22 protein-coding genes are annotated in these 15,938 nt (G+C 55.9%); 15 read left to right on the top strand and 7 right to left on the bottom strand.

What is annotated here, in order from left to right:
• Window positions 1-12: 12 nt before the first annotated feature.
• The 10 genes from AAYR33_00220 (at window position 13) to AAYR33_00265 (ending at window position 7,886) form a co-directional block, all read left to right on the top strand.
• Window positions 13-975 carry a hypothetical protein gene (locus AAYR33_00220; GenBank protein ID XAO71459.1) on the top strand — a complete coding sequence of 321 codons (963 nt, stop codon included), beginning with the start codon at window positions 13-15 and terminating at the stop codon, window positions 973-975.
• Window positions 976-1,038: 63 nt separating this feature from the next.
• Window positions 1,039-1,971 (top strand): ribose-phosphate pyrophosphokinase, encoded by a 933-nt coding sequence (locus AAYR33_00225; GenBank protein ID XAO71460.1) that lies wholly within the window; start codon window positions 1,039-1,041, stop codon window positions 1,969-1,971.
• A gap of 10 nt (window positions 1,972-1,981) precedes the next feature.
• Entirely contained in the window at window positions 1,982-2,581 is a 600-nt protein-coding gene (locus AAYR33_00230; GenBank protein XAO71461.1) for a histidine phosphatase family protein, read from the top strand.
• A gap of 179 nt (window positions 2,582-2,760) precedes the next feature.
• On the top strand, window positions 2,761-3,396 hold the full coding sequence (locus tag AAYR33_00235) for a 50S ribosomal protein L25/general stress protein Ctc (GenBank protein ID XAO71462.1): 636 nt from the start codon (window positions 2,761-2,763) through the stop codon (window positions 3,394-3,396).
• 18 nt (window positions 3,397-3,414) lie between these two features.
• Window positions 3,415-4,002 (top strand): aminoacyl-tRNA hydrolase, encoded by a 588-nt coding sequence (gene pth / locus AAYR33_00240; protein ID XAO71463.1) that lies wholly within the window; start codon window positions 3,415-3,417, stop codon window positions 4,000-4,002.
• Complete coding sequence (ychF, locus tag AAYR33_00245) at window positions 3,992-5,086, top strand: redox-regulated ATPase YchF (protein XAO71464.1); 1,095 nt, start codon at window positions 3,992-3,994, stop codon at window positions 5,084-5,086. The genes pth and ychF overlap by 11 nt, the downstream gene beginning before the upstream one ends.
• A 99-nt stretch (window positions 5,087-5,185) precedes the next feature.
• Window positions 5,186-6,442 carry a glutamate-5-semialdehyde dehydrogenase gene (locus AAYR33_00250; GenBank protein XAO71465.1) on the top strand — a complete coding sequence of 419 codons (1,257 nt, stop codon included), beginning with the start codon at window positions 5,186-5,188 and terminating at the stop codon, window positions 6,440-6,442.
• Window positions 6,423-7,289 carry a nicotinate-nucleotide adenylyltransferase gene (locus AAYR33_00255; protein ID XAO71466.1) on the top strand — a complete coding sequence of 289 codons (867 nt, stop codon included), beginning with the start codon at window positions 6,423-6,425 and terminating at the stop codon, window positions 7,287-7,289. The genes AAYR33_00250 and AAYR33_00255 overlap by 20 nt, the downstream gene beginning before the upstream one ends.
• The gene (locus AAYR33_00260; GenBank protein ID XAO71467.1) at window positions 7,262-7,453 is read left to right on the top strand and encodes a hypothetical protein; all 192 of its coding nucleotides are present in this window, start codon (window positions 7,262-7,264) and stop codon (window positions 7,451-7,453) included. Before AAYR33_00255 ends, AAYR33_00260 begins: the two co-directional genes overlap by 28 nt.
• Window positions 7,428-7,886 (top strand): 23S rRNA (pseudouridine(1915)-N(3))-methyltransferase RlmH, encoded by a 459-nt coding sequence (locus AAYR33_00265; GenBank protein XAO71468.1) that lies wholly within the window; start codon window positions 7,428-7,430, stop codon window positions 7,884-7,886. The genes AAYR33_00260 and AAYR33_00265 overlap by 26 nt, the downstream gene beginning before the upstream one ends.
• A gap of 86 nt (window positions 7,887-7,972) precedes the next feature.
• Here AAYR33_00265 and AAYR33_00270 read toward each other — a convergent pair whose 3' ends face one another.
• Window positions 7,973-8,719, bottom strand: coding sequence for a CHAP domain-containing protein (locus AAYR33_00270; GenBank protein ID XAO71469.1), 747 nt, complete (start codon window positions 8,717-8,719; stop codon window positions 7,973-7,975).
• Between the two features lie 138 nt (window positions 8,720-8,857).
• Window positions 8,858-9,208 carry a RidA family protein gene (locus AAYR33_00275; protein XAO71470.1) on the bottom strand — a complete coding sequence of 117 codons (351 nt, stop codon included), beginning with the start codon at window positions 9,206-9,208 and terminating at the stop codon, window positions 8,858-8,860.
• 104 nt (window positions 9,209-9,312) lie between these two features.
• Here AAYR33_00275 and AAYR33_00280 point away from each other — a divergent pair, with 104 nt between their 5' ends.
• The 3 genes from AAYR33_00280 to AAYR33_00290 are packed head-to-tail and all read left to right on the top strand — an operon-like array spanning window position 9,313 to window position 11,628.
• Window positions 9,313-10,056 carry an MBL fold metallo-hydrolase gene (locus AAYR33_00280; GenBank protein XAO71471.1) on the top strand — a complete coding sequence of 248 codons (744 nt, stop codon included), beginning with the start codon at window positions 9,313-9,315 and terminating at the stop codon, window positions 10,054-10,056.
• A gap of 28 nt (window positions 10,057-10,084) precedes the next feature.
• Window positions 10,085-10,627, top strand: coding sequence for a DUF192 domain-containing protein (locus AAYR33_00285; GenBank protein ID XAO71472.1), 543 nt, complete (start codon window positions 10,085-10,087; stop codon window positions 10,625-10,627).
• The gene (locus AAYR33_00290; GenBank protein ID XAO71473.1) at window positions 10,624-11,628 is read left to right on the top strand and encodes an NAD-dependent epimerase/dehydratase family protein; all 1,005 of its coding nucleotides are present in this window, start codon (window positions 10,624-10,626) and stop codon (window positions 11,626-11,628) included. Before AAYR33_00285 ends, AAYR33_00290 begins: the two co-directional genes overlap by 4 nt.
• A gap of 5 nt (window positions 11,629-11,633) precedes the next feature.
• Here the strand turns inward: AAYR33_00290 and AAYR33_00295 are convergent, their stop codons facing one another.
• The 3 genes from AAYR33_00295 to crcB form a co-directional block, all read right to left on the bottom strand.
• Window positions 11,634-11,909 (bottom strand): Lrp/AsnC ligand binding domain-containing protein, encoded by a 276-nt coding sequence (locus AAYR33_00295; protein ID XAO71474.1) that lies wholly within the window; start codon window positions 11,907-11,909, stop codon window positions 11,634-11,636.
• Complete coding sequence (locus AAYR33_00300) at window positions 11,845-12,087, bottom strand: winged helix-turn-helix transcriptional regulator (protein ID XAO72476.1); 243 nt, start codon at window positions 12,085-12,087, stop codon at window positions 11,845-11,847. Before AAYR33_00300 ends, AAYR33_00295 begins: the two co-directional genes overlap by 65 nt.
• A 500-nt stretch (window positions 12,088-12,587) precedes the next feature.
• Complete coding sequence (gene crcB / locus AAYR33_00305) at window positions 12,588-13,022, bottom strand: fluoride efflux transporter CrcB (GenBank protein ID XAO72477.1); 435 nt, start codon at window positions 13,020-13,022, stop codon at window positions 12,588-12,590.
• Between the two features lie 293 nt (window positions 13,023-13,315).
• Here crcB and AAYR33_00310 point away from each other — a divergent pair, with 293 nt between their 5' ends.
• Together AAYR33_00310 and AAYR33_00315 are read left to right on the top strand one after the other, a co-directional pair.
• A complete protein-coding gene (locus AAYR33_00310; protein XAO71475.1) occupies window positions 13,316-13,618 on the top strand; it encodes a hypothetical protein in 303 nt (100 codons plus the stop codon).
• A 64-nt stretch (window positions 13,619-13,682) separates the two neighbouring features.
• Window positions 13,683-13,817, top strand: a complete 135-nt coding sequence (locus tag AAYR33_00315) for a hypothetical protein (GenBank protein ID XAO71476.1) — start codon at window positions 13,683-13,685, stop codon at window positions 13,815-13,817.
• A gap of 16 nt (window positions 13,818-13,833) precedes the next feature.
• Here the strand turns inward: AAYR33_00315 and AAYR33_00320 are convergent, their stop codons facing one another.
• Window positions 13,834-14,631 carry an aminotransferase class IV gene (locus AAYR33_00320; protein ID XAO71477.1) on the bottom strand — a complete coding sequence of 266 codons (798 nt, stop codon included), beginning with the start codon at window positions 14,629-14,631 and terminating at the stop codon, window positions 13,834-13,836.
• Entirely contained in the window at window positions 14,631-15,914 is a 1,284-nt protein-coding gene (locus AAYR33_00325; GenBank protein ID XAO71478.1) for an anthranilate synthase component I family protein, read from the bottom strand. Before AAYR33_00325 ends, AAYR33_00320 begins: the two co-directional genes overlap by 1 nt.
• Between the last annotated feature and the right edge of the window lie 24 nt (window positions 15,915-15,938).

Below are 15,938 nucleotides of genomic sequence, written 5' to 3' on the forward strand. Positions count from 1 at the left end.
GGAATCGCGCTTATGACAGGCCTTGCTGCCTGCGTTTCCGTATCCAAACCATTTTACGATCCGGGCAAGGAGGGGAAGAGGCTGGTCGCCAATCTCCCGCCGCCACGCCTGGCCGTGCCGCCGCCGAACGCCCTCTTCGGAGATCGGAAAACATCTCTCGATTTCGCGCGTGTCATGACGCAGGCTCTCGTCTCACAATCCCTTCCTGCTGTGACAAAAACGACCAGTCAGGGTGATTGGTGGCTGAAAGTCGCGCCCGAAAAAACGCAGGCGGGAGTGGTGTCCCGTTACACGATCATCGCGCCGGATGGGAATGCGCGGGGACATATTGACGGCCCCGCCATCAATGAGTCGCAGTGGAACGGCCTGTCAGAGGCCACGCGCCGGCAATTTATGATGGAGGCCGCCCCGCGCATCGCCAGCCTTCTGACCGGGATCAAGGCGGAAGCCATGATGGCGGACCCGAACAGTCTCAAGCGCCGCGCTGCGAAAATCCAGTTCCTTGGTGTGCAGGGCACGCCGGGGGACGGCGATATCTCCCTGTCACGCGCTTTCATGACATCCTTGCCTGATCAATATGACCAGATCACGACTAAAAAAGAGTCCGCCGATTTTACTGTGGATGGGCGTGTGAAAATGACGGATGGCCCGAAAGGTACGACGGGCAAATCAAGCCAGCATATCGAAATCGTATGGCACGTGCGTGACAGAGCCGGGAAGGAAGCCGGGGCGGCGACGCAACTTCATGATGTTCCTTCCGGATCACTTGACCATGCTTGGGGGATGTTGCCCTCGCTGCCGCGCAGGAGGCGGCTGGCGCCGTGCGACAGATCATTTCCGCCTATTCCGGGCGCAATTATCAACCATTGCCGAAAAATGCGCATTGACTTTACGCCCCCGCGAAATCGGTGCAGTCAGGACACGCATGAGGCGAGAAATTTATCGAAGTTGCTTCGGTTTACGTCATTCGGGTGACATGAATGCCCAGCATTGTTAGAAGCCCGCATTCCCGCCTTCTCCAACCGGAGTCGTCTTTCGATGAAGATTGTCGCCTGTAACAGTAACCTTCCGCTCGCTTCTGCCGTCGCGCAGAAGCTGAATATGAAGCTCTGCGAAGTTTCCGTGCGCAGATTCGCGGACGCGGAAGTTTTTGTTGAAATAAGGGAGAATGTTCGCGGCGAAGATGTTTTTGTCATTCAAAGCACATGCGCGCCGACAAATGACAATCTGATGGAATTACTGATCATGCTGGATGCGCTGCGTCGCGGCTCCGCACGGCGGGTGACGGCGGTCATGCCTTATTTCGGATATGCACGTCAGGATCGTAAATCCGGCCCCCGCACACCCATTAGCGCCAAGCTTGTCGCGAATCTGCTGGTGGAAGCCGGGACGCACCGCATCCTGACGATTGACCTCCATGCCATGCAGATACAAGGCTTCTTCGATATCCCGGCGGATAATCTATATGCCGCGCCGCTCTTCACGCGGGATATTCAGGCGCGTCATGCCAATGAGAAATTAATGGTCGTCTCACCTGATGTCGGTGGCGTCGTCCGCGCGCGACAATTGGCGGAGCGTCTCGCGACGGATCTGGCCATTATCGATAAAAGGCGTGAGCAGCCAGGTGTCTCTGAAGTGATGAATGTCATTGGTAAAGTGACGGGGCGCTATTGTATCCTGGTCGATGATATTGCCGATAGTGGCGGGTCATTGTGCAACGCGGCGGAAGCTTTGATGAATTGCGGCGCTGCCGGTGTCGAGGCTTACGTAACGCATGGCGTGCTGACGAATGATGCGGTGGCCCGCATTGAAAAATCGCCTTTAAAAATGTTGTCGATCACCGATACAATACCGGCCACGGAAGCCACGCTGGCCGCACCGAATATCCGGCAGATCAGCACGGCGAATCTTCTCGCTGACGCGATGAAAGCCGTATCTGAGGAGAGCTCAGTCTCTTCTCTGTTTCATTGAGGATTGATGCATGATTCTCCCGCAGCCCTTCTGGTATCTGCGCCATGGTCAGACGGATTGGAATGCCCGGAACCTGTCCCAGGGCCGCAGTGATATTCCCCTCAATGCGGTGGGGCGGCAACAGGCTGTCGCGGCGGGAGAAGAGCTGAAAAAATATTGGGACCGTGGTGCGAAACCGATCACGCATATCGTCACGTCCCCTTTGGGGCGCGCCAGGGAAACGGCGCGCGCAGCGCAATCCGCGCTGGAAGCGGTGCAAGGTAAAGCCGTGCCTCTCTCTGATGATGATGATTTGCATGAGGTGTCCTTCGGGGAAAAAGAGGGCCATCCCATGGGAGACTGGTATGACCCATGGATTGCCGGGACTTACCTGCCTCAGGGCTGTGAGCCCTTTGACGATCTTAAAAGCCGCGCTGTGTCTGCTGTGAATCGCGCTCTGAAACAGCCGCATGGAGGGTTACCGCTCATCGTCGCCCATGGCGCGCTTTTCCGTGCGATACGTGCGGCGATGAATCTGCCTGTTAATGCGCGCCTGCCCAACGCAACCCCGATATATTGCGCTTTCAATGAGGGTGCGTGGTCCCTGACGTCTTATGAGATCACGGAGTGAGGTCACGCCGCCGCCAATCAGGCAACGCATTGTCCACGGGCACACGAGCGCGCGCGGGCATGTGCATATTGTTGTCGGATGGGTAAAACTTGCAAGGATGCGGGTTTTCGGGTAAGTCGCCGGTTCGGATCAGGCACCCCTGGAGGCCTGATCTTCGTCTATCTGCAAGGAGTTTTAACGTGGTTGACATGACTTCACTTGAGGTCTTGACGCGTGCGAAGGCTGGTAAGAGGGCAGCGCGCGCAACGAGACGGTCCGGGATGGTGCCCGGTGTTGTTTACGGTGGCAAGCAGGAGCCGACGCTGATCAAACTCGATCCGCGCGTCCTCATGCGTGAAATGCACCGTAATGGCTGGCGCTCACGCCTGTTCTCGCTTGAGCTGAAGGGCGGCCCGGTCCGCGCCATCATGCGCGATGTCCAGCTTCATCCGGTGACGGATGTGCCGATTCATGTCGACTTCCAGCGTCTCGCGGCGGGTGAGAAAGTCCACGTCACAATCGCGATCCATGTTGAGAATGAGGAAGCTGCACCGGGCATCAAGCGCGGCGGTGTGCTCAATATCGTGCGCCACTCAGTGGAAGTCCTGGCCGATGCGGACAAGATTCCGTCCAGTTTCACGGCTGACCTGTCCGGTCTCGACATTCATGACACGATTCGCTGGGCAGATCTGAAGGGCACGGAAAACGTGACACCTGTCGGGCAGATTTCTCATGTTGTGATCGTCACCATCGCGCCACCGACCGTGGATGCGGAGATGGAGGCAGAAGCTGCAGCGAAGGCTGAGGCCGAGGCCGCCGACGACAAAAAGAAGTAAACTGACGAGGGGGCGCTTATGCTTCTTTGGGTGGGGCTCGGCAATCCCGAGCCCTCAATGCAGCGGCAGCGCCATAATATCGGTTTCATGGCGGTCGATGAGATTGCCCGTCGCTATGGTTTCTCGCCCTGGCGTGCCCGCCTTGGCGGGTTGACCAGTGAAGGCGTGATTGACGGGCATAAGATCCTCCTCCTCAAACCGATGACTTACATGAATCGCTCAGGTGAGAGCGTTCAGAAACTCGTCCATTTCTACAAGCTCGCCCTTGACCATATCACTGTGTTTCATGACGAGCTTGATCTGGCATTCTGTAAAACACGCGTCAAAAAAGGTGGGGGCGCTGCGGGCCATAACGGGTTGCGCTCCCTCGACCAGCATTTAGATTCAGCATCCTATTGGCGTGTGCGCTTCGGGATCGGGCATCCGGGCCACCGGGACCGGGTGCATGGTTACGTGTTGGGTGACTTCAGTAAGAGCGAAACGCCTTTCCTGACCGCTTACCTCGACTCCATCGCCATTGCCTGCCCTTTATTGGCGGACAGTCAGCCGGAAGAATTCATGACAAAAACGACCCTTCTGGTCAGGGAGGCCACTCATGGGCTTTAATTACGGTATTGTTGGCCTGCCGAATGTTGGCAAATCCACGCTTTTCAACGCTTTGACAGAAACTGTCGCGGCGCAGGCGGCCAATTATCCATTCTGCACGATTGAGCCGAACGTGGGGCGCGTGGCCGTCCCGGACCCGCGGCTCGAGATTTTGGCGCGCATCGGCAACTCACAACGCACCCTGCCGACAAGTCTCGAATTTGTCGATATTGCCGGGCTTGTGCGTGGCGCCTCAAAGGGGGAGGGGCTGGGCAACCAGTTTCTCGCCAATATTCGGGAAGTCGATGCGATCATTCATGTGTTGCGCTGTTTCGAAGATGGCGACATCACCCATGTGGAAGGTTCCGTCGATCCGGAGCGGGATGCGGAGATTATCGAGCTCGAACTGATGCTCGCCGATATGGAATCGCTGGAAAAGCGGGAACCCGCTTTGCAGAAACGCGCACGCGGTAATGATCGTGAGGCGCAGCAGCTTCTCGCCGTGATACAGCCTATCCTGGCGGCACTGCGTGAAGATCGCCCTGCGCGCACCGCCATCCCGGAAGGGGAGGAGGAAACGGCGCGTCGCCTTCAGCTTATGACGACAAAGCCCGTCCTATATGTCTGCAATGTCGATGAGGACCATGCGGCAACGGGCAACGCCTTCTCCGACAAAATCGCGGCGCGTGTGGCGGCGGAAGGTGGGGCCATGGTGGTGGTTTCCGCCGCTATTGAGGCGGAAGTCAGTCAGCTCGCGGCGGAGGAACGTGGCGAATTTCTTGAAGGTCTTGGCCTGAAAAATTCGGGCCTGGACCGCGTCATCGCTGCCGGATATCGACTTCTCGGATTACAGACTTATTTCACTGTCGGCCCGAAGGAAACGCGCGCCTGGACAATCGTCGCGGGCACGAAAGCACCGCAGGCGGCTGCCGTCATTCATAATGATTTTGAGCGCGGTTTTATCGCCTGTGAAACCGTTAGCTACGGTGATTATGTGACGTTCAAAGGTGAGGCCGGTGCAAAGGAAGCCGGTAAATTGCACATCGAAGGCAAGGAATATGTCGTTAAAGATGGCGATGTCCTTCTGTTTCGCTTCAATGTCTGACACGCGCCGCCCTTATATCAGCGTGGTGACCGGAACGGGATTGCAAATCCCGCATGTTTCAAGGATGCCGAGAACGTTGAATTTCAGAAGGCTCGGCTGATGCTGGAAGACACTTCCATAAGGGATCTCACCGCGCTCATGACAGCGGCGCGCACGGCATATGATGTCATTTCCGCCAGTTCAGCCGCGCAACGCCGTCAGGCATTGATAGAGATAGCTTCCGCGTTGCGGTCGCATGAAGCGGAGATCCTTGAGGCCAATCAGCGTGACCTTGCCCACGCTGAAGGCAATGCAGCCTTTCTGGATCGCTTGACCCTTACCTCCCAGCGTCTGCAAGACATGGCAGAAGCCGTCGAACGCATCGCCGCGCTTCCCGACCCGGTGGGCAAGGTGATGCAGGAATGGATCCGGCTCAACGGGCTCGTCATCCGGCAGGTTTCCACCCCGATCGGTGTGATCGGGATGATTTTTGAGAGCTGCCCGAATGTCGGGGTCGACGCGGCGGCGCTCTGCATCAAATCGGGCAATGCCATCATCCTGCGTGGCGGTTCGGAGAGTTTCCATTCCACGCAAAGCCTGATGCGGGCTGTTCAACAGGGCCTGCGCCATGCGGGACTGCCCGATGCAGCGGCGCAATCCGTGCCGGATACGGATCGTACCCACGTGACAGAGATGCTGCACGCTCAAGGGCAAATCGACCTACTGATCCCGCGCGGGGGTAAATCTCTGGTGACGCGCGTCATGCAGGAATCCCGCGTGCCGGTTCTGGCACATGCTGAGTGGCTATGTCATAGCTTCGTGAATCAGGATACCCGGCTTGAGATAGCGCGCGCCGTCATTGCTAATGCCAAAATGCGGCGACTCGACATTTGCGGGGCGACGGAAACTTTATTGCTGGATCGCGCCATTGCGCCAACGTTTCTTCCCGTTTTGGTCGCGGATCTCAGCGCTTTGGGCTGTCACTGCCGGGGGGACGAGGCGGCCCGCGCCGTCCTGCCAACACTTGATCCTGCTTCGGAACGTGACTTCGCGACGGAGTGGCTTGATGCTGAACTTTCCATTGCCATTGTGGATGGCGTTGAAGGGGCATGCGCGCATATCAGGCGTTATGGCAGTGGGCACACAGAGGCGATCATTACGGAAAATGAAGCGGCGGCAGAAGCCTTCATGCGTGGTGTGCCGAGTGCCGTCGTGATGTGGAATGCCTCGACGCAATTCTGTGATGGTGGCGAGTTCGGGTTTGGTGGCGAAATCGGTATTTCCACGGGGTGGCTCCATGCGCGTGGCCCGGTCGGTGTCGCGCAATTAACCACTTATCGTTACGAAGTTCGGGGCGATGGCCAAACGCGCCCCTGAACTCGGTTCTTTCCCCGTTTTCGGGGATGGACGGCGTATGACGGTCGGCCTTCTGGGCGGCAGTTTTGACCCCGCTCATGAGGGCCACCAGCGCCTCGCTGTTTATGCTTTGAAGCATTTGAGGCTTGACCAGGTGTGGTTGCTGGTGACACCGGGCAACCCTTTCAAGAAACATCAGGGCTCGGAGGCTTTCGAGGCCCGATTGCGTTCCGCACGGCGCATTTCCGACGGAAGGCGCATTGTTGCAACGGATATCGAAGCGCGCCTGGGCGCGAAATTCACCGCCGAGACATTAACCATGTTGCGCCGGCGTTTTCCGCACATCACCTTTGTCTGGATTATGGGTGCGGATAGTTTTGCCTCCCTGACGCGTTGGAATCATTGGCGGAAAATCATCCAGATGGTGGCGATTGCCGTCGTGCCCCGACCGGGTCAAACGCGTGGTGCCCTTCTCGGCAAAACGGCGCAAAGGTTAAGACGTTTACGCAAACAGGCGCGATGTGCGCCAATCCTGGCGCCGCTGGATGCGCCGGGGTGGGCTTTCCTTATGACGCCGCATAGCGGTATATCTTCGACCGATCTGCGTCGGTTAGCGTCTCGCAACGGGACATTATCGACCTATTACCGACTGGAGTACGAACCCATCCCTACCAAACCTTCCCCGCGGTTGAAGAACGCCGCGTCTCTTCCCTCTCATGAGCCTCAAGACGAAGCTTCTCTTCAAATTGCGACGACGGGTGCGCGTCAGGCTCCTGACAAAACAAGCCGGAAAAAGCGCGTTTCAGCCGGACCTGAAAAAAAGCGAGATCCCGCCCCGCCGTGCCGGATGTCGACACCGATATTCTGATGGATGTTATTCGTGAAAGTCTTATGGCGGACAAGGCGGAGGACATTACCATTATTGATATCATCGGGCGCGCCAGCATTATGCCCTTGAGAAGATGTGGGCGCCGGAGCTGGATGATGATACTGATAACTGAGCCCGATGTTACTGATCGCCGCTATTGGTAAAATGCGTCAGGGGCCGGAACGTGAGCTCGTCGCGCGTTACCAGACACGCATTCGTCCCCGACTTGAGATTTCAGAACTATCGGAAGCGTGGGGCGCACTTGCGGAAAAACGGCGTCAGGAAGGCGCAGCTCTGCTTCATGCGACGCGTGGGAATTATCAGCGCGTTGCTTTGGATGAAGGGGGCACCATCTTCGACAGTATTGGCTTTGCCGCGGCCATTGATAAAATATTGTCTCACGGCAAGGGTGTCGCCTTTTTGATCGGCGGCGCGGAGGGGTTGAATCGTGCGGTTCTCGACCAATGCGATATCAAAATTTCTTTTGGCCGAATGACGTGGCCGCATATGATGGTGCGTTGCATGTTGGCTGAGCAGCTCTATCGGGCACGGTTAATTTCAAGCGGGCACCCTTACCATCGCGCCATGCGTCCCTGAAATTACCGTCTCCTCAAAGCGAACACGCCACGGCGTGACTGACTCCGTGGCGTGTTCGCTTCGATAAGGGGAAGTCGTGGGGCCGCTTATTGCAGGCGATGCTCCGGCCCATCAACGCTGAAAGCCGTCTCAGGCACTTGAGCGACCTCGGTATTCCGCATGGAAGACATTCTGGGAGCGACAGCCGACATGGGCGCCGAATTGGAGCTGTCCTCATGCGCGAGAATCATGCCTTGATCCGGGCGCTCGTAAATGAAGCCGTAGGTCGGGTAAATGCTGCCAAAGCTTTCAGGATGGCCGTTAATGGCCACGCGCACCGCGCTCCAGTCATTATTTGGCGACACGTCAATCACCCGCGTATTTCGCGCTACGCCACGCTGTCCCCAGTGAGATTGGTCAATGATAATGGTGCGGTCATTGACGAGCTGACGCACGACCGCCACGTGGCCCAGGGGCATCCGGCGGATCGGGCGGAAATTGAGAACGGCACCTGCCTCAGGCGCTGCACCACGGGCGTAAATCCCTGCCGCATTGCGCCACCAATCCCGCGCATTGCCATGCAGGTGTACATTGGAGGCCGTTTTGGCATAGGCGACGCACTGAATCACGCGTCCCCCACGATATCTGTGACGAATACGATGATGGGCCAGGCGCGTGACGTGATGGCTGCGCGCGTGATGCGATGCCGAAACCTTGCCATGACGGGAAGATGTCTTTGTGCGGGCGGAAGCGTCAGCAGCGCCGAAAATATTTGCGGCCAGGAGCGATAATGCAGAAAGGCAGGTCAGATAAAGTCGATTTGTCGGGCGCGCTGGGCGGAGTTTTTTATTCACGAACGGCTTCCCATCTTTCTGATACTATCACCTATTGCATGGAAGTAACTGTAAACCGGCAATCTGACAAGCTTTGGCACCGATTTTCCTGCGCGATTCTTCCAAAAAATTTTGGTGCATCGGAGGCAGGGTTCAGCGTTATTTCGTTGTGACCAGCATGACCTCAACGAGCATTCGCGGATCGGCGAGTACGGCCTGCACGCAGGCGCGTGCTGGTGCCTGGCCTTCCGGCAGCCAATTTTCCCAGACAGAATTAAATTTTGCGCGGTCCTCAATATTTTTTAACCAGATCTGTGATTGCAGAATACGTGTGTTGTCAGTGCCATGACGCTCGAGCAATGCATCAAGTTGCATGAAAATATTTTGAGTTTGTGTAGTAATATCGCCTGCGAGATCACTCGAAACGACACCTTGCGTAAAAATAAAGCCGTGATATTCGACAGCTTTAGAGAGGCTGGGTGTTGGGTCGGACCTCAATATGCGACTCATTTATCGTATCCTTACGATTCTGTAACAGGTGATCATGGCGTTTTACGGCACGCTGACGCGCGAGGCGTAATTTTGCCGGTCACGGACCTCAGGGTCAAGCACGCATGTCGCTTGCCAGCGCGGAAACGCCGCGTTATCGCTTCCCGTCGACATGGTCAGTCTGGACAAGGAGAGACACTGAAATGCCTATGCAGATCGTGAGGGTCACCCCGGTCCGGCAGAACTGCGCCATTTTCTGGAAAAAAGAAGCGGTACCCGCCCGCAAAGAGGCCGTCGTGATCGACCCTGGTGGCGATATTGATCTTGTCATGCAGGTGCTGGGCGATGCGCGTGTCGAGGCCATCCTGCTCACGCACGGGCATTTTGACCATGCTGGTGGTGTCAACACTCTTAAGGCTCACCTTGCCCAGAGGGGGCAGCCTGATGTGCCGGTCTATGGGCTGCATAAAGATGAAGCTTTTCTTCTCAACACAATGGCGGATCAACTCGCGGCTTTTCTGGTTGATGCATCAGGGTTTGAGACAGGTCCGGTCATACCGGACCGCTTTCTTGAAGAAGGAGACGTGCTGAATTTGCTCGGGCGCGTCATACGTGTCCGGCACGTCCCCGGTCACACGCCGGGCCATATCGTCCTGATTGATGAGACGGAAGAAGTCGTCATGACGGGAGACGCGTTGTTCCGCGGCGTGGTGGGGCGCACCGACTTTGCTTATGGTGATTATGATCTCCTCATTTCCGGTATCAAAGAAAAAATTATGTCTCTGCCCGACCGCTATAAAATCATGCCCGGGCACGGATTGCCGAGTTTCATCCACGTTGAGAAACAGTATAACGACTACTTCAGATAACGCGTCACGAACATTTGAAAGGCTATTTATGCGGAAATTCCTTCAATCGTCCTGGACGCTCTTCTACGGAATCGCCATCGCCTTCACGGCGCAGATCGCGCTGTCGCCACCGGCATCATGCGCCGAGGCCCTTCCCCATGCCGCGCCGTCAACCAATGAGGACGGCAAAATCCACCCTTTGCCGACGCAAAGCCTGACAATCACCTCGCGGGATGGCGTCACCCACCGATTTACCGTCGAGGTTGCGGTCAAATCAGCGGATCAGGCGCGGGGCCTTATGTTTCGTAAAAGCCTGGCGGTTGATCATGGGATGTTATTCATCTGGCCCGCGCCCCGCAATTCAATCATGTGGATGCGCAATACCTACATCCCCCTCGACATCGTCTTTATCGACGCGTCACATAAGATTGCCGCGATTGCTGAAAACACCGTGCCACTGAGTGAGGCGCTGATTTGGGGGCATGGCGTCTCTGTCGCTGTGCTAGAGCTCCCCGCCATGACAACGGCAAAGCGCGGCATTCGTGTGGGTGATAAACTGGCTTATGATGATTTTAAGGTTCAGAAGCCTTGAATTCTCAAGGGATTGTCATCCTCACCGGCGTTGCCGGGTTTATCGGTTTCCACCTCGCGCGCTTTCTTCTGGCGCGTGGAGATCGTGTGATCGGGATTGATAACGTCAATGATTATTATGACGTCACCTTAAAGGAAGCGCGCCTCGCGCATTTACGTCAAAGCAAGGCGTTTACGTTCCATCAGCGGGACCTGGCTGATTTCGCGGCAATTTCGACCGCATTAAAGCCGCATCAGGATGTGACCCATATTGTCCACCTCGCCGCGCAGGCGGGTGTCCGTCATTCTCTGGCGGCGCCGGCGTGTTACGTCGCGTCCAATGTGCAGGGGCATGTCACAATGCTTGAATGCGCACGCGCCATGCCCGGATTGCAGAATTTCGTCTATGCTTCTTCTTCCTCCGTTTATGGTCTCAATACGGATCTCCCTTTTAAGGAAACCGATGCGGTAAATCGGCCCAGCTCCGTCTACGCCGCGACAAAGAGAGCGGATGAGCTGATTTCCGAGGCCTATGCACATCTTTACGGATTTCCGCAGACGGGTCTTCGCTTTTTCACGGTTTATGGACCGTGGGGGCGGCCAGATATGACCTATTATCAATTTGCACAGGCGATTTTATCGGGCACGCCGGTCCGGCTCTATGATGCCGAGGGTTTAGCGCGCGATTTCACGTTTATTGATGACATCATCAGTGGCGTTGTCGCGGCGATGGACCATCCAGGTAAGCGAGGCGAGGCGCGCATCTTCAATCTTGGCGGTGACCAGCCCACGCCCATCCGTGACATGGTGACGCTCCTGGCAGAATGCCTCGGCAAACCAGCCCACATCTCCTTATCGCCTCTCCCGAAAACGGATGTCCTGTCAACCTGGGCATCGCTCGACCATGTGGGTGAAGTCCTCGGTTGGCGACCGAAGACCTCCCTGAAAGATGGGCTCAAAATATTTGCGACATGGTTCAAGGAATATCATGAGTTGGGAGGTGCGTTTCATATAACGCAGTAGATTTCTTAAATCGGGTATTCCCGGTCGTCGCAATAATCCTCCATCGAGATGCATGAAGTTACCGTTCTCAGATCGATACGCGCTATCAAGTCTCGGTAGATACGATCAAATTCCTTAATGTCCGGCACAGCGAGCTTTACCTGGTAATCATAATCCCCGGCGAGGCGATGGAAATCGATAACGTTTGGGATGTCCAGCATGATGCGCCGGAACTTTTCAAGCCAGCTCTCTGAATGCTGCCGCGTCCTGATAAGGAGGAACACAGTGAGGCCGAGGCCCAAGCGCTTCCCGGCTGAGTTGAACTCTCTCACCAATGATGATGCCTTTATCGCGCATGATCTGCATACGTCGCCAACATGCATTTTGCGACAGGCCGACACGGTCCGAAAGTTCACGTTGAGAAATCGTACCTTCCTTCTGGAGGACGCGTAAAATTTTTCGATTAAAATCATCGATGATGACGGATTATATCAAAAAATTTCTCAAATACTCAACAAAATATCGAGATAGTAGAGATAAATTTTCACTTGATTTAAACTATAAATTCGACTTGGAGGAGATTGTATAACGATATTGGATTCGTGCTGGTTTTTGCTGAAAGATGCAGAACGACTCAACATGACACCTCATGATCACATTGTACGTCTCGCGCAAAAAAGCGACGATGATTGGCGCATTGCATGTGGGGAAGCTGATATGATCGGATGAGGCCGCTGTCAATCGACACGCTTATTGCGGTGAAGCGTTTATAGGCTGAAACGTTTCACGCATCTTTGCTGATGGTCAGGCGGGTGCAACGTAGTGAGACACTTCACGACATAATTCCAGGCTGCCGCGTCAGCGCCCCGCAGTGAAATTGACCTTTGAAATGCCTCGGTCCACCCCGTCGCGTCCGAGCGCACGGTAGATCTGGTAACATTGCTTGACGATTCGAAGCGTGGGCCTGCGCCGGACCCTGCTCAGCTCTCTTCTTCAATATCCAGCTGGGCAATCTCAATTGCATGGCCGTTCAAATGGGAGGCAATCCCATGTCCGGCAGCGACAGCCAGGACGCAAAGGGCGCAGGAGAGGACGACATTGGTCAACGCCTTCTCCCATGCGCCTGAACGGATAAGGTCCAGCGTTTGCAGGCTGAAACTTGAGAAAGTCGTATATCCCCCGCACAGACCGACCATAACAAATAAGCGGGTATTTTCTGAAACGGGAAAACGCCCATGTGCCAGAGTTAATGTGCCGAAAAAACCGATGATGAATGATCCGACAACGTTAATGCCCAGGACAGTCCCCCAGGGAAATCCATGACTGATGGGTCGAGCGGCATATCCGACAAGGAAACGCCCGAGCGTGCCGATAGCGCCACCGATCATCACGAGAAGACAACTGAAGAAGCTTATGGTAAAAACCGGCCCTTCCACCTGCATAACCGGGATTTTAAATGATCGTCGGTATGATTGGCCATGACACTGATATTTTTCCACAATTGTGCGGGTCGAGATGAGTGCGTGAAGGACCGCCTTTTATGCCGTCATATGTAAAGCATCTTATGACAGAAGGGCGCGTTGAGATCGAGCGGTTTTCGCGTCTGGCTATTTTTCAAAATCGTCGTAAATATTGAGTCAGAGACCCGTCCGCGCAAACTCTTATTCCATATTGACGCCGTGAAACGGTGCTTTGAAAGGGGCCGCATATGACGAAGAAACTGATCTGTTTCCTCGGAGCCATCATGATCCTCGTGCTTGGGGGCATTCAGGTGCGTGCGGCGGAGAATGCTGCGTCGACAGGCAATAAGGCGCCGATAAGTAACAAAGATTTGACATTCAAATTCACGCTGAGGCAGGCGGCTCTGGGTATCGGTTATAGCTGGGGTAAGGGCGAGCTTCATTATGATGGTCAGACCTATCACTTCCGCATTGAAGGTGGCGGCGTTGTCGCCCTCGGCTATTCCTCAGTATCGGGTCAGGGACGGGTTTTGACATCAAGAACCAACTGATTTTGACGGCACTTATTGGTCTCTCAGCGCGGATGCGGCCCTCGGGCGCGGGGGCAACGTCTTCATGATGGAGAATCAATATGGCACACGCGTTAATATGCGGGGGAAGGGTGAAGGGGCCTATCTGGGGGCATCCATCAAGCGTCTACGCTTTCGCCTGATTGATGTTGACGGCATTGATCGCGATGAGTTGCGCTAACGGACGGTGCGCGGCCTTACCCGAATAAAAATTTTGTCAGTTGGCGCTGCAGGGTCGCGTTTCGCGGCATTTCGTGATGATGAATGTGAGAGACAGCGACAAGTCCCAAACTTGAACTCAGCCAGATGGCATCTGCGACTGTCAGTTCACCGGCGGTAAGAGATTTTTCTGAACAGAGATTTTTTTCCAGCAGGCGCCCGCGGCTGATGCCGGGGAGTGCACCGTCCCGGATAGGCGGCGTGACCAGCCTGTCACCAAAAAGGGCAATGATGTTGGCGGCGCACGCCTCCGCCACATATCCTTCAGAATTCAGGAAGAGCGCATCATCAAAACCCTGCTCAGCTGCTTCGCACCGCGCGAGGATCGCTGGGAGGTAGTTCGTATGTTTGATGACCGCTAACGGCGAGAGATGATCCTTGGGGAAGCGCGCAACGGCGAGTTGCACCTCTGTCATCGTCTGCGGCGTGTCATGCGTCGTGATGATGTAATGCGGAGAGGCAGGGCGCGGCAGTGTCAGGCCGCGCGGGCCGGAACCGCGTGAGATGGTCAGGCGCAGCGCGCCCGATTTCACGGCGTTACGCTGCGGCAGCGCCAACATATTTTCAACCAGATCGTCCTGATGGATGAAGGGAAAATGCAGCGTTTCAAGCCCCTGTGACAGGCGCGCCATATGGCGGTCACATTGCTGCAAATCCCCGTCCGCAACGCGGATTGTTTCAAAAATGCCGTCACCGAGCAGAAAGCCGCGATCATCCGCAGGGATGGTGGCTTCCGCAGCACGGACGAAACGCCCATTTATGCAGACATGATTCATTATCTAAACAGCTTTAAGAGTGGCTCGGCTTTCAGACACATCTCGTCAAACTCCCGCTGCGGATCGGACGGGTAGGTGATGCCACCCCCTGCGCCAATCTCGATTTCCCCACCCGAGATCAGGATGGAACGAATCACAACGTTACTATCCATCGCGCCATCATTTCCAATCCAGAACATCGTGCCGCAATAGGCATTGCGCGCTGAGCCCTCCAACCGGTCGATCAATTGCAACGCCGCATGTTTCGGCGCGCCGGTGACGGAACCGGGGGGAAGGCTGGCCCGCATGAGATCCACGGCCGTTTTACCGCGTGCCAGCTTGCCGCGCACGGTGGAAACGAGGTGATGCACATGGGTGAAACGCTCGATCTGACATAAAGCGGGGACGGACACGCTCCCGACCTCACAGACACGCGCGATGTCGTTGCGCATAAGGTCGGTGATCATCAGATTTTCACCATATTCCTTCGCATCGTGTGCGAGGTTCTCAGCGATATGCGCATCTTCCTGCCCATCCCTGCCAACAGGCGCTGTCCCCTTGATCGGACGGGTCTCAAGCCAACCACGGCGATCAAGGGAAATAAAACGTTCCACCGAAGCGCTGAGAAGCGAAAATTGGGGGAACTTGATAAAACCGCCGAACGGGGCGGGAGAGGTCCCCCGCAGACTTAGATAAAGGGAGAAAATATCCACATCATCCGGTAGCTCACCGCGCCACCGCGATGTCAGATTGGCCTGAAACAGTTCCCCCCTGCCAATCGATGCGCGCGTGGCTTCAACAGCGTCCTTCCAGTCATTTGCCTGCATATCCGATTTCAGGGGCACGCGAGGCAGGGTGCGGACGCGTTTCACCCGGTCGGGCGATGGCAGAGGCGGCATCGGGCTGCCCGAGTCGCTGCACCAGAAAAGACGCTTTTCCTGTCGGTCGAATATAAACGCGCCATCGAAGGCCATCGCGATCAAAGCAGGGATAAAGGGTCGAAAACGAGATTGGAGACCCTCTAACGCTAAACCCGCTTCATAAGACGCCAAACCGACGACACCGCCTGAGAAAGGGATGTCATGATGCAGGTCATCCCGCTTCGTACGTAACAGCCCCCGCAATTGGTCCCACCCATCCAGGTTGGCGCTGCTTAAAATTTCCCGCGGATGAACACAGAGGACGGACCAGCGGGAACGCGCTGAAACTGTGCCGCCACTATCGAGAAACGCAAGATGCGGCACGTCCTCGAACGCGGTTAAAAGCGCTTCCGGCGTCCTCCAGGCAAGTTCAATCTTGGTCATATTTTCCGCAGATAAAGGCGGGGG

The organism is Acetobacteraceae bacterium, assembly GCA_039613835.1.
GTDB lineage: Bacteria > Pseudomonadota > Alphaproteobacteria > Acetobacterales > Acetobacteraceae > Sorlinia.